The 13,145-nt window shown below is 61.9% G+C and carries 11 protein-coding genes and 1 tRNA gene; all 12 read left to right on the top strand.

Annotated features, from left to right (window positions below):
* The first annotated feature begins 10 nt into the window (after positions 1–10).
* The 12 genes from GQX66_RS17840 (at position 11) to GQX66_RS17785 (ending at position 13,030) form a co-directional block, all read left to right on the top strand.
* Entirely contained in the window at positions 11–1,021 is a 1,011-nt protein-coding gene (locus tag GQX66_RS17840) for an aspartate-semialdehyde dehydrogenase (protein ID WP_102687006.1), read from the top strand.
* Positions 1,022–1,230: 209 nt separating this feature from the next.
* On the top strand, positions 1,231–3,867 hold the full coding sequence (locus tag GQX66_RS17835) for a FimV/HubP family polar landmark protein (RefSeq protein WP_240870245.1): 2,637 nt from the start codon (positions 1,231–1,233) through the stop codon (positions 3,865–3,867).
* Positions 3,868–4,017: 150 nt separating this feature from the next.
* Complete coding sequence (truA, locus tag GQX66_RS17830) at positions 4,018–4,842, top strand: tRNA pseudouridine(38-40) synthase TruA (RefSeq protein ID WP_085607862.1); 825 nt, start codon at positions 4,018–4,020, stop codon at positions 4,840–4,842.
* Positions 4,843–4,906: 64 nt separating this feature from the next.
* The gene (locus GQX66_RS17825) at positions 4,907–5,521 is read left to right on the top strand and encodes a phosphoribosylanthranilate isomerase (protein WP_085712003.1); all 615 of its coding nucleotides are present in this window, start codon (positions 4,907–4,909) and stop codon (positions 5,519–5,521) included.
* A gap of 192 nt (positions 5,522–5,713) precedes the next feature.
* The gene (gene accD / locus GQX66_RS17820; protein WP_064378840.1) at positions 5,714–6,634 is read left to right on the top strand and encodes an acetyl-CoA carboxylase, carboxyltransferase subunit beta; all 921 of its coding nucleotides are present in this window, start codon (positions 5,714–5,716) and stop codon (positions 6,632–6,634) included.
* Positions 6,631–7,938 carry a bifunctional tetrahydrofolate synthase/dihydrofolate synthase gene (folC, locus tag GQX66_RS17815; protein WP_240870244.1) on the top strand — a complete coding sequence of 436 codons (1,308 nt, stop codon included), beginning with the start codon at positions 6,631–6,633 and terminating at the stop codon, positions 7,936–7,938. The genes accD and folC overlap by 4 nt, the downstream gene beginning before the upstream one ends.
* Positions 7,922–8,593 (top strand): SPOR domain-containing protein, encoded by a 672-nt coding sequence (locus GQX66_RS17810; RefSeq protein ID WP_240870242.1) that lies wholly within the window; start codon positions 7,922–7,924, stop codon positions 8,591–8,593. The genes folC and GQX66_RS17810 overlap by 17 nt, the downstream gene beginning before the upstream one ends.
* A gap of 98 nt (positions 8,594–8,691) precedes the next feature.
* Positions 8,692–9,252, top strand: coding sequence for a CvpA family protein (locus GQX66_RS17805; RefSeq protein WP_007956464.1), 561 nt, complete (start codon positions 8,692–8,694; stop codon positions 9,250–9,252).
* Between the two features lie 41 nt (positions 9,253–9,293).
* Positions 9,294–10,799, top strand: coding sequence for an amidophosphoribosyltransferase (purF, locus tag GQX66_RS17800; RefSeq protein WP_007956466.1), 1,506 nt, complete (start codon positions 9,294–9,296; stop codon positions 10,797–10,799).
* Positions 10,800–10,879: 80 nt separating this feature from the next.
* Entirely contained in the window at positions 10,880–12,091 is a 1,212-nt protein-coding gene (locus tag GQX66_RS17795; RefSeq protein WP_085747827.1) for an O-succinylhomoserine sulfhydrylase, read from the top strand.
* On the top strand, positions 12,088–12,864 hold the full coding sequence (locus tag GQX66_RS17790) for an SDR family oxidoreductase (RefSeq protein ID WP_129974336.1): 777 nt from the start codon (positions 12,088–12,090) through the stop codon (positions 12,862–12,864). Before GQX66_RS17795 ends, GQX66_RS17790 begins: the two co-directional genes overlap by 4 nt.
* A 90-nt stretch (positions 12,865–12,954) precedes the next feature.
* Positions 12,955–13,030 (top strand) — tRNA-Val (locus GQX66_RS17785).
* Positions 13,031–13,145 lie beyond the last annotated feature (115 nt).

Here is a 13,145-nt window from a genome sequence, read left to right as displayed (position 1 = left end):
AGGTAGCAACATGACCCAGACCCTTGATATTGCCGTGATCGGCGCCACCGGTACTGTCGGCGAAACCCTCGTGCAGATTCTCGAAGAGCGCGACTTCCCGGTGGGCACGTTGCACCTGCTGGCCAGCAGCGAATCCGCCGGCAGCTCGGTGCTGTTTCGCAACAAGAACGTGCGCGTGCGTGAAGTCGACGAGTTCGATTTCAGCAAGGTCAAGCTGGCGTTCTTCGCCGCCGGCCCGGCCATTACTCTGAGTTACGCCGCCCGCGCTCACGCGGCAGGTTGCTCGCTGGTCGACTTGTCCGGCGCCTTGCCGGCGGATCAGGCGCCGCAAGTGGTGCCGGAAGCCAATGCCGCTGTGCTGGCCGGTTTGAAAGTACCGTTCCAGGTCAGCAGTCCGAGCCCGTCGGCCACCACATTGGCCGTGGTGCTGGCGCCGCTGCTCGATCTGATCGAGCTGCAATACGTGCATGTCACCGCCAATCTGGCGGTTTCCGCCCAGGGCCGCGAAGCCGTGACCGAGCTGGCGCGCCAGACCGCCGAGTTGTTGAACATGCGTCCGCTGGAGCCGACATTCTTCGACCGGCAGATGGCTTTCAACCTGCTGGCTCAGGTCGGCACGCCCGACGCGCAAGGCCATACGCTGCTGGAAAAACGTCTGGTGCGCGAGCTGCGTCAGGTGCTGGCCAAGCCTTTATTAAAGATTTCCGCAACTTGCGTTCAAGCCCCGGTGTTTTTTGGCGATAGCTTTAGCGTGACCTTGCAGTCAGCGAGCGCGGTCGACCTGGAAAAGGTCAACGCCGCGCTTGAAGAGGCCGAGGGCATCGAGCTGGTCGAGGCCGGCGATTATCCGACCGCCGTCGGTGACGCGGTGGGGCAGGACGTGGTCTACGTCGGGCGGGTGCGTGCCGGTGTCGACGAACCGTCGGAACTTAATCTGTGGTTGACGTCAGATAACGTACGCAAAGGTGCGGCCCTCAACGCCGTGCAGGTCGCCGAGTTGTTGATAAAAGACCTGCTGTAAAAGATACTTGGCAACAATTTGTCGACTGATTCTAGGCGAGCGCTATGCTTGGCCGGAGCACTCGATGACGTGTCACCCTCCGGGACTTTCCGGGGCATCAAAGAAATGATCGCGCGCGGCATGCTGTCGTCGTCGCGCGCAATGCCTTACGGCAGCGACAATCAACATCTTCTCGCTGGCCGAGGAACGTTCAAACAAAGGAAGAGGCTATGGTTCAAGTTCGCAAACTGGTGTTAGCAATAGCGGCCGCCTCGGCGCTGTCCTCCGGTATGGCGCATGCCCTCGGGCTCGGGGAGCTGACCCTGAAGTCGACCCTGAACCAGCCGCTGGTGGCGGAAATCGAGCTGCTCGATGTCAAGGATCTGACCGCTGCCGAAGTGGTGCCGAGCCTGGCCTCGCCGGAAGATTTCGCCAAGGCCGGCGTCGATCGCCAGGCCTTCCTCAATGATCTGACCTTCACCCCGGTGCTCAACGCCAGCGGCAAAAGCGTGCTGCGCGTAACGTCGAGCAAGCCGCTGTCGGAACCGATGGTGAAATTCCTCGTGCAGGTGATGTGGCCGAACGGCCGTCTGCTACGTGATTACAGCGTGCTGCTGGATCCGTCGAAGTTCTCGCCGCAGACCGCTGATGCCGCCGCTCAACCAGCGCCGGCACAAACCATCACCGCACCGACCACCGGCGCCACGCATTCGACCCACACCACCACGCCACGCGACACCCTGTGGGAAATCGCCGCCAAGGCGCGCACCGGTGGTTCGGTGCAGCAGACCATGCTGGCGATCCAGGCCTTGAACCCGGACGCGTTCATCGGCGGCAACATCAACCGCCTGAAAACCGGACAGGTGCTGCGTCTGCCGGATCAGGTGCAAAGCACCGCACTGCCGCAGTCCAAAGCGATTGCTGAAGTGGCTGCGCAGAACGAAGCCTGGCGTCAGGGCCGTCGTTATGTGGCCAAACCGGGCACCGGTCAGCAGCAGCTCGATGCGACCAATCGTGGTCGCGCCAATACCGGTGCTGCGCAAAACGCCAAGGACAACCTGAGCCTGGTGTCCGCCGAAAGCGCCAAGGCGCGTGGCAAGGGGCCGGCCGGCGACGCCAAGGCCCTGAGCAACAAACTGGCGGTGACCCAGGAAAGTCTCGACACCACCCGTCGTGACAACGAAGAACTGAAAAGCCGCATGGCCGATCTGCAAAGCCAGCTGGACAAGCTGCAACGCCTGATCGAGCTGAAGAACAATCAACTGGCGAAAATGCAGGCCGAAGGCTCGGGCGCTGCTCCCGCGACCGCCGCCACTGCGCCAGTGGTGCCGGCGATCACCGCGGAGCTGGCGGCCACGCCGCCGGCTACTCCGGCAGAGGCTGCTCCGGCCGCACCTGCGCCTGAGGCTGCTGCTCCGGCCCCGGTAGAGCCGGTTGTCGAGCCTGTGGTTGAAACCACGCCGGCCGCCAATGACGAAAAAACCTTCAACGAACTGCTGACCAATCCGATCCTGCTGGGTCTGGTCGGTGGCGGTGCAGTGGTTCTGCTGCTCCTGCTGTTGCTGCTGGCTCGTCGCCGCAAGGCCCAGCAGGAAGCCGAAAAACACCTGCGAATGGCCCGTGCCCTGGAGGAGCAATCGTTCTCCCAGGACCTCGATCTGCCGGAAAGCAGCTTCGAAGGTCTGGAAGTGCCAGCCGCCAGCGTCAAGCTGAACCCAGCCCCAGCCCCAGCCCCAGCCGCTGCTGCTGTAGTTGCTCCAGTCGTGATGGCCGAGCCGATCGCCGCGCCGCTGGTGGCGCCTGCCGCCGAGCGTTCCGACGACGTGCTGGACAAGGCGCAGTCGCACATCGACGGCGGTCGCCTGAATCAAGCGGCCGCGCTGCTGGAGGAGGGCGTGAGTCTGGAGCCGCAGCGCAGCGATCTGCGCCTGAAGCTGATGGAAGTCTACGGTCGTCAGGGTGATCGCGATGCCTTTGTCGGTCAGGAGCGCCAACTGGTTGCCAATGGCGACAACTTCGCCAAGGTCGAAGAGCTGAAAAGCCGCTTCCCGGCCATGGCGGTCGTCGCGGCCAGCGGTCTGGCGGCAGCGGCCATTGCCGCCGAGCTGGACGAGGATTACGTCAAGGAGCTGTTGCTCGACGAGCCTGAAGCGCCTGCTGCGGCAGATGCCGAACTGGACAGCGCTTTCGATCTGAGCCTCGACGATCTCGACAACATCACGCCAGTAGAGCCTGTGGCGGCTGTCGAGCCGGAAGCGCCGGTCGAACTCGACGCATTCCCGACTGACGACGACCTGAGCTTCGAATCGGTGCTGCAGCAGCAGACCGATATCAAGGAAAACCTCGACGACCTGTCGGACTTCGACCTGGATCTGGACCTCGGTGCCGATCCTGCGCCTGCGCCGGTCGAGCTGGCAGACGATGATTTCCTGCTGGATCTGGACGAAGGCGTGAAGGATCTGCCGCTGGTCGAAACCCCGGCCGTGACCGACGTGCCGCAGGACGATCTGGAGCTGCCAGCCGATTTCGACCTGTCCCTGGCCGACGAAATGGACGCGGCGCCTGCCGAGCCGGATGCGTTCGCCGCCGAACTGGACGACGTCAACGCCGAGCTGGATCGTCTGTCGAGCAGCATCAATGAGCCAAGCTTCACCGAAGCTGATGCCGCGTTGGGCGACGATCTGGGTGAGGATGACTTCGACTTCCTGTCCGGTACCGACGAAGCCGCGACCAAGCTCGATCTGGCTCAGGCCTACATCGACATGGGCGACAACGACGGCGCGCGCGATATCCTCAATGAGGTCATCAGCGAGGGCAACGACAAGCAGAAGAGCGAAGCGAGCGAAATGCTTTCGCATCTGGCCTGAGTCGGCATTGAGCGGTAAACAAAACGGCAGCCCATGAGGCTGCCGTTTTTGTTTGGGTCTGGTTTCCCCGTCCCGCCGCCTTATAATGCCCGCCTTTGTAGATCAGCAGGCTGTCCCGACTTGGCAAACATAGATAACCCGGCCGCCGAAATGGCACCCGAAGGCTTTTTCCGCGTCGCGCTGGGCGTTGAATACAAGGGCTCGCGCTACAGCGGCTGGCAGCGCCAGTCCACCGGTGTGCTCACCGTGCAGGAAACCCTGGAAAAAGCCCTGTCGAAGGTCGCCGACTCGCCGATCTCGCTGCAATGTGCCGGGCGCACCGACGCCGGTGTGCATGCCTGCGGGCAAGTGGTGCATTTCGATACCCAGGTCGACCGTTCGCTGAAAGCCTGGGTCATGGGCGCCAACATCAATCTGCCCCACGACATCAGCGTCAGTTGGGCGAAGGTCATGCCGGCGCATTTCCATGCGCGATTCAAGGCGATTGCCCGGCGCTATCGCTACGTGATCTACAACGATCAGATCCGCCCGGCGCATCTCAACGAAGAAATCACCTGGAATCACCGTCCGCTGGACGTCGAGCGCATGGCCGAAGCCGCGCAGTACCTGATCGGTACCCATGATTTCAGCGCGTTCCGTGCCGGCCAGTGCCAGGCCAAGTCGCCGATCAAGAAGATGCATCACCTGCGCGTGACCCGTCACGGCAAAATGATCGTTCTGGACATCCGCGCCAATGCGTTCCTGCACCACATGGTGCGCAACATTGCCGGGGTGCTGATGACTATTGGCGCCGGCGAGCGGCCCGTGGAGTGGATGAAAGAAGTGCTGGAGAGCCGCGAGCGGCGTTCCGGCGGGGTCACGGCGCATCCGTTCGGCCTGTATCTGGTGCAGGTCGAGTACCACGACGAGTTCCCGTTGCCCGAGCGTTTCATCGGGCCACATTTCCTTACGGGTTTCTCGGAACTTGACGGCTGACGCCCTCGAACGCATTTGTTACCATCCGGGACTTTCTCGGATTTGCCTTGGGGTTTTTATCGACATGTCAGCCGTTCGCAGCAAGATTTGCGGGATTACCCGCATGGAAGATGCGTTGGCAGCCGTCGAGGCCGGGGCCGATGCCATCGGTTTTGTGTTCTACGCTAAAAGTCCCCGGGCCGTGACCGTGCAGCAGGCGCGGGCGATCATCGCCGCATTGCCGCCGTTCGTGACCACGGTCGGATTGTTCGTCAATGCCAGCCGCTGCGAGCTCGGGGAAATCCTCGATGCCGTGCCGCTGGATCTGTTGCAGTTCCACGGCGATGAAACCGCCGCCGAGTGTGAAGGCTGGCACCGGCCGTACATCAAGGCCTTGCGGGTCAAGGCAGGCGATGACATTGCCGCAGCCTGCGATGCCTACCCAAGCGCCAGCGGCGTGCTGCTCGACACTTATGTCGAAGGCGTGCCCGGCGGAACCGGCGAGGCGTTCGACTGGTCATTGATTCCGCAAGGCTTGAGCAAGCCGTTGATTCTGGCCGGCGGCCTGACGCCGGAGAACGTCGCCGATGCGATTGCCCGGGTGCGGCCGTATGCCGTGGATGTCAGCGGCGGGGTAGAGGCGAGCAAGGGCATCAAGGATCACGCAAAGATTCGTGCATTCATCAACGCCGTACGCTGATGTGACGGCTGGCAGACTGCCGCCGTCCACAGCTCTGTAGAAAAGAGGCTGAGGGTCTTTTCGGGGTGTACGCAGGTCAGTTCCGCTGACCCGGCAGTCCGGACGATCATCGCCACACATGAATTTAGCTGAAGGGCATACGCGGGGCCGCGAACCAGAGCGTTCGGGCCGCCGGTACTGGAGAAAGAAAGCATGAGCAACTGGTTGGTAGACAAGCTGATCCCTTCGATCATGCGTTCCGAGGTCAAGAAGAGCTCGGTCCCTGAAGGTCTGTGGCACAAATGCCCGTCCTGCGAGGCTGTGCTGTATCGTCCGGAGCTGGAAAAGACCCTGGACGTTTGCCCTAAGTGCAACCACCACATGCGCATCGGCGCACGTGCGCGCATCGACATCTTCCTGGACGCCGAAGGCCGTGCCGAACTGGGCGCCGACCTGGAGCCGGTTGACCGTCTGAAATTCCGCGACGGCAAGAAGTACAAGGACCGTCTGGTTGCTGCTCAGAAGCAGACCGGCGAGAAAGACGCACTGGTTTCCATGAGCGGCACCCTGCTCGGCATGCCGGTCGTGGTTTCGGCGTTCGAATTCAGCTTCATGGGCGGTTCCATGGGCGCCATCGTCGGTGAGCGCTTCGTGCGCGCCGCCAACTACGCGCTGGAAAACCGTTGCCCGATGGTCTGCTTCTCCGCCTCCGGTGGGGCGCGGATGCAGGAAGCCCTGATCTCGCTGATGCAGATGGCCAAGACCTCGGCCGTGCTGGCGCGTCTGCGTGAAGAAGGCATTCCGTTCATCTCCGTGCTGACCGATCCGGTTTACGGCGGCGTTTCCGCCAGTCTGGCGATGCTGGGCGACGTGATCGTCGGCGAGCCTAAAGCCCTGATCGGCTTCGCCGGTCCACGCGTGATCGAGCAGACCGTGCGCGAAAAACTGCCGGAAGGCTTCCAGCGCAGCGAGTTCCTGCTGGAGCACGGTGCAATCGACCTGATCATCGACCGTCGCGAACTGCGTCCGCGTCTGGGTAACCTGCTGGCGCAACTGACCGGCAAGCCGACGCCTAAATTCGTTGCTGCGCCGATCGAGCCGATCGTCGTTCCGCCGGTGCCTGCCAACGTATGACCGAGCGCACCCTTGGCGAGTGGCTCGCCTACCTTGAGCAGTTGCATCCATCGGCCATCGACATGGGGCTGGAGCGTTCGCAACAGGTAGCGTCCCGCATGGGGCTGGGCCAGCCGGCGCCACGGGTGATTACGGTCACCGGCACCAACGGCAAGGGTTCGACCTGCGCTTTCGTGGCTTCATTGCTGCGGGCGCAGGGCCTGAACGTCGGTGTCTACAATTCTCCGCACCTGCTGCGTTACAACGAGCGGGTGCAGCTCAATGGCGTCGAAGCCACTGACGCGCAGCTGTGCGAAGCCTTCGCGGCGGTCGAGGCGGGGCGCGGCGAGACTTCCCTGACTTACTTCGAAATGGGCACCCTGGCGGCGTTCTGGCTGTTTCAACAGGCCGGGCTCGATGCGGTGGTGCTGGAAGTCGGGCTGGGCGGGCGTCTGGATACAGTCAACGTGGTCGATGCCGATATCGCGCTGGTCACCAGCATCGGTGTCGATCACGCCGACTACCTGGGCAACACTCGCGAATCCGTGGCCTTCGAGAAGGCCGGGATTTTCCGTCAGGGCAAGCCTGCGCTGTGCGGCGATCTGAATCCTCCACAACCCCTGCTGGACAAGGCGCGTGAGCTTGCTTGCCCGTTCTTCCTGCGCGGGCGGGATTTCGATCTCGGCATCACTGATCAATTCTGGCAGTGGCGCGGCACTAATGCTGACGGTCAGGTCGTCGAGCTGCGCGATTTGCCGCTGCTTGATCTGCCGATGGAAAACGCCGCGCTGGCGTTGCAGGCGTATCTGCTGCTCGGTTTGCCATGGGATGCCGAACAGATTGTTGCGGCGTTGCAGGCGACTCGTGTGGTCGGTCGCCTTGATCGTCGTTCGTTCGAATGGAACGGCAAGTGCTTGAATCTGCTGCTGGACGTTGGCCATAACCCGCATGCGGCGGAGTACCTGGCGCGGCGTCTGGCTGCTCGTCCACCGGTCGGCAAGCGTCTGGCGGTGTTCGGCCTGTTGGCGGACAAGGATCTGGACGGTGTCATCGGTGAATTGAATGCCAGCGTCCAGCATTGGGCGGTGGCGCCGCTGGATTCGCCGCGTGCGCGGCCGGTGGCTGAATTGAATGTTGCACTGCAGAACCTTGGCGCATCGGTCACGTCTTATGACAGTGTGGCGGCTGCGCTGGAAGGGCAGTGTGCAGTGGCCACCAGCGACGACGAGATCTTGCTGTTCGGATCATTTTATTGTGTCGCCGAGGCCCTTGAATGGCTGTCTCGGCGCTCCACGGAGGAAGCGGCAAATGGCTTTGCTGGATAAAGCGTACAAACAGCGCATGGTTGGTGCCCTGGTGCTGGTGGCGCTGGCGGTGATTTTCCTGCCGATGCTGTTTTCCCGTCAGGATGAGCAGCGTCAGGTGACCGTCGATGCGCCGGCCGCACCGCAAGCGCCTGCCGTGGCGCAGATCCAGATGGAAACCGTGGCCGTGCCCGAGCCGCAGGTTCTGCCGCAAGAGCCAGTGCCGAGCGATGACGAGGTCGCCGAGCAAGCGGCGCCAGCGGCGCCAGCGGCGCCGATTGCTTCCGCCGCGCCAGCTCCGGCTCCGGCGCCGGTAGCCAAACCGGTTGCACCGGCTCCCGCTCCTGTGGTCAAGCCAACCACAGCCCCGGCCCAGCCGATCGCTGCGCTGTCTGCCAAACCGGATACCACTCAAAGCCGCGTCGATGCCAATGGCCTGTCGGTGAGCTGGTCGGTGCAACTGGCCAGTCTGTCGAGCCGCGCCAGCGCCGAAAGCCTGCAGAAAACCCTGCGCAGCCAGGGCTATAACGCTTACATCCGTTCCGCCGATGGCAAGAACCGGGTGTTCGTCGGCCCGCTGATCGAGCGTGCCGAAGCCGATCGTCTGCGCGATCTGTTGAGCCGCCAGCAGAACCTCAAGGGGTTTGTGGTGCGCTTCCAGCCCGAACGCGGCTGATATCTATCACTTCGATAGAAATGCACTGAAAATCGCAGCTTACCGACAGCCATGCGCTCTGCTAAAATGCGCCGCCTTATCCGTCTGTAGGCTGCACTGTGCCATTTACCTGGGTTGACTGGGCGATCGTTGCAATCATCGCCATCTCCGCTTTGATCAGTTTGAGCCGCGGCTTCGTCAAAGAAGCATTGTCGCTGGTGACCTGGATCATCGCAGGAGCCGTTGCCTGGATGTTTGGTGGCTCACTGTCCGAGTACCTCGCCGGATACATTCAAACACCGTCGGCTCGTGTGATCACGGGCTGTGCCATCATGTTTGTCGCCACACTGATCGTGGGCGCAATGATCAATTATCTTATCGGCGAGTTGGTTCGCGTCACCGGGTTGTCCGGGACCGATCGATTCCTCGGCATGGCCTTCGGCGCTGCGCGTGGCGTGTTGCTGGTGGTCGTGGCGGTCGGGCTGTTGAGCCTGGGGCCGGTACAGCAGGACGGGTGGTGGAAAGAGTCACAGCTCGTGCCAAAGTTTCTATTGGTCGCCGACTGGTCCAAGAACCTGATTCTCGGGTGGAGCAGTCAGTGGCTTGCCAGCGGAATCAGCGTACCCGCTGATATTCCGTTCAAGGAGCAACTCTTGCCGTCGGCCAAAACGCCTCAGTGAGTGTTGTTCAGTTCAGATCCATTAAGTAGGGGTTGCGTCGCATGTGTGGCATCGTCGGTATCGTCGGTAAGTCGAACGTCAATCAGGCGCTGTATGACGCGCTAACCGTGCTCCAGCACCGCGGCCAGGACGCTGCCGGTATCGTGACCAGCCATGATGGCCGGTTGTTCTTGCGCAAGGACAATGGCCTGGTGCGTGACGTGTTTCAACAGCGTCACATGCAGCGCCTGGTCGGCCACATGGGGATCGGCCACGTCCGTTACCCGACTGCCGGCAGCTCGACCTCGGCCGAGGCTCAACCGTTCTACGTCAACTCGCCGTACGGCATCACCCTGGCGCACAACGGTAACCTGACCAACGTTGAACAGTTGGCCAAAGAGATCTACGAATCCGATCTGCGTCACGTCAACACCAGCTCCGACTCGGAAGTGTTGCTCAACGTGTTCGCCCACGAGCTGGCCCAGCGCGGCAAGCTGCAACCGACCGAAGAAGACGTGTTTGCCGCCGTGACCGACGTGCACAACCGTTGCGTCGGTGGCTACGCTGTCGTGGCGATGGTGACCGGTTACGGCATCGTCGGTTTCCGTGACCCGCACGGCATCCGCCCGATCGTGTTCGGCCAGCGTCACACCGACGAAGGCGTCGAGTACATGATCGCGTCCGAAAGCGTTTCGCTCGACGTGCTCGGCTTCACCCTGATCCGCGACCTGGCACCGGGCGAAGCGGTCTACATCACTGAAGACGGCAAGCTGCACACCCGTCAGTGCGCGACCAATCCGTCCCTGACCCCGTGCATTTTCGAACACGTCTACCTGGCGCGTCCGGACTCGATCATCGACGGCGTATCGGTCTACAAGGCCCGTCTGCGCATGGGTGAGAAGCTGGCCGAGAAGATCCTGCGCGAGCGTCCGGAGCACGACATCGACGTGGTCATCCCGATTCCGGACACCAGCCGCACTGCGGCACTGGAGCTGGCCAACCACCTGGGTGTGAAATTCCGCGAAGGCTTCGTCAAGAACCGTTACATCGGCCGTACCTTCATCATGCCCGGCCAGGCCGCGCGCAAGAAATCGGTACGTCAGAAGCTCAACGCCATCGAGCTGGAATTTCGCGGCAAGAACGTGATGCTGGTGGACGACTCGATCGTTCGCGGCACCACCTGCAAGCAGATCATCCAGATGGCCCGCGAAGCCGGCGCGAAAAACGTCTACTTCTGCTCGGCCGCTCCGGCTGTACGCTTCCCGAACGTGTACGGCATCGACATGCCGAGCGCTCACGAGTTGATCGCACACAATCGTTCGACTCAGGATGTCGCTGACCTGATCGGCGCTGACTGGCTGATCTATCAGGACCTGCCTGACTTGATCGAAGCGGTCGGCGGCGGCAAGATCAAGATCGAAAACTTCGATTGCGCAGTGTTTGACGGCAAGTACGTCACCGGCGATGTCGACGAGGCTTACCTGAACAAGATCGAACAGGCACGTAACGATGCCTCGAAGGTCAAGACCCAGGCGGTCAGTGCGATCATCGATCTGTACAACAACTGAGTTTCAACCGGCCCTTAGGGGCCGGTTTTGTATCTGGCAAAAGACTTTTATTTATCGAGAACAGGGCAAGGAGTGACAGCATGAGTCAGGAATGGGATGCCGGTCGGCTGGACAGCGACCTCGAAGGCGTAGCGTTCGATACCCTGGCCGTACGTGCCGGTCAGCACCGTACGCCGGAAGGCGAGCACGGTGATCCGATGTTCTTCACTTCCAGCTACGTGTTCCGTACCGCCGCTGACGCCGCCGCACGGTTTGCCGGGGAAGTGCCGGGCAACGTTTACTCGCGTTACACCAACCCGACCGTTCGCGCGTTCGAAGAGCGTATTGCCGCGCTGGAAAGCGCCGAGCAAGCGGTTGCTACCGCCACGGGCATGGCTGCGATCATGGCGGTGGTGATGAGCCTGTGCAGCGCCGGCGACCATGTGCTGGTGTCGCGCAGCGTGTTCGGTTCGACCATCAGCCTGTTCGAGAAGTACTTCAAGCGTTTCGGTGTGGAAGTTGATTACGTGCCGCTGGCCGATCTGTCGGCCTGGGACGCAGCGATCAAGTCCAACACCAAATTGCTGTTCGTCGAATCGCCGTCCAATCCGTTGGCTGAGCTGGTGGATATCACCGCGCTGTCGGAAATCGCGCACGCCAAGGGTGCGATGCTGGTGGTCGACAACTGCTTCTGCACGCCGGCGTTGCAGCAGCCGTTGAAATTGGGCGCAGACATCGTTGTGCACTCGGCCACCAAGTTCATCGATGGCCAGGGCCGTTGCATGGGCGGTGTGGTTGCCGGTCGCAGCGAGCAGATGAAAGAAATCGTCGGTTTCCTGCGTACCGCTGGGCCGACCCTGAGCCCGTTCAATGCCTGGATCTTCCTCAAAGGTCTGGAAACCCTGAACCTGCGGATGAAGGCGCACTGCGCCAACGCCCAGCAATTGGCCGAATGGCTGGAGCAGCAGGAAGGTATCGAGAAGGTGCATTACGCCGGACTCAAGAGCCATCCGCAGCACGAGCTGGCCCAGCGTCAGCAGAAGGGTTTTGGTGCGGTGGTGAGCTTTGAGGTCAAGGGCGGCAAAGAGGGCGCCTGGCGCTTCATCGATGCGACCCGTTTGATTTCGATCACGGCCAACCTGGGTGACAGCAAAACCACCATCACCCACCCGAGCACCACGTCCCACGGCCGTCTGGCGCCGCAGGAGCGTGAGGCAGCCGGCATTCGTGACAGCCTGATCCGTATCGCGGTCGGTCTGGAAGATGTCGCTGACCTGCAAGCCGACCTGTCGCGCGGTCTGGCGGCGTTGTGATCGAGTTGTCTACGCCAAAGATCGGCACCCATGGCCGCGTTGCATTGGTCACGGGTGCCGCGCGCGGGATCGGTCTGGGCATCGCTGCGTGGCTGATCAGCGAAGGCTGGCAGGTGGTGTTGACGGACCTGGATCGTACACGGGGTTCGAAAGTGGCGAAGGTGTTGGGTGAGAACGCCTGGTTCATCGCCATGGACGTCGCGGACGAAAGCCAGGTGGCGTTGGGTGTCGCTGAGGTGCTGGGGCAGTTTGGTCGTCTGGATGCGTTGGTGTGCAATGCTGCCGTGGCGGACCCCCACAACATCACGCTGGAAAGTCTCGATCTGGCTTACTGGAATCGGGTGTTGGCGGTGAACCTCGGTGGGCCGATGTTGCTGGCAAAGCACTGTGCGCCATATCTGCGTGCGCACAACGGGGCGATCGTCAATCTGGCCTCGACCCGAGCGGCGCAGTCGGAGCCTGATACGGAGGCCTATGCGGCGAGCAAGGGCGGTTTGCTGGCGCTGACTCACGCACTGGCGATCAGTCTCGGGCCGGAGATTCGCGTCAATGCGGTCAGTCCTGGATGGATCGATGCGCGGGACCCTTCCGCCCGACGCGCGGAGCCGTTGACCGATGCCGATCATGCCCAGCATCCGGCGGGCAGGGTAGGGACGGTCGAGGATGTGGCGGCGATGGTGGCGTGGTTGCTGTCGAAGAATGCAGGGTTTGTGACGGGGCAGGAATTCGTGGTCGATGGCGGCATGACCAAGAAGATGATTTATAAGGAATGAAGCAATTTCGTCTTTTTTAGAAAAACTTCAATCCTGCTATTGACTTAGGTTCGCTACCTGCGTAAATTTCGCGGCCTCGGAGATGCAAACGGGTGATTAGCTCAGCTGGGAGAGCGTCTGCCTTACAAGCAGAATGTCGGCGGTTCGATCCCGTCATCACCCACCACTCCCGAGATACTTGCGTAAGCAAGAGCGTAGGCTGAAAGTGCCTGCACCGACGCGCAGCGGTAGTTCAGTCGGTTAGAATACCGGCCTGTCACGCCGGGGGTCGCGGGTTCGAG

It is taken from the genome of Pseudomonas sp. B707, from assembly GCF_022496685.1.
Classification (GTDB): Bacteria; Pseudomonadota; Gammaproteobacteria; order Pseudomonadales; family Pseudomonadaceae; genus Aquipseudomonas; species Aquipseudomonas paraglycinae.
Note: the sequence above shows the minus strand (reverse complement) of the source record. Positions and strands in the feature narration are given on the sequence as shown.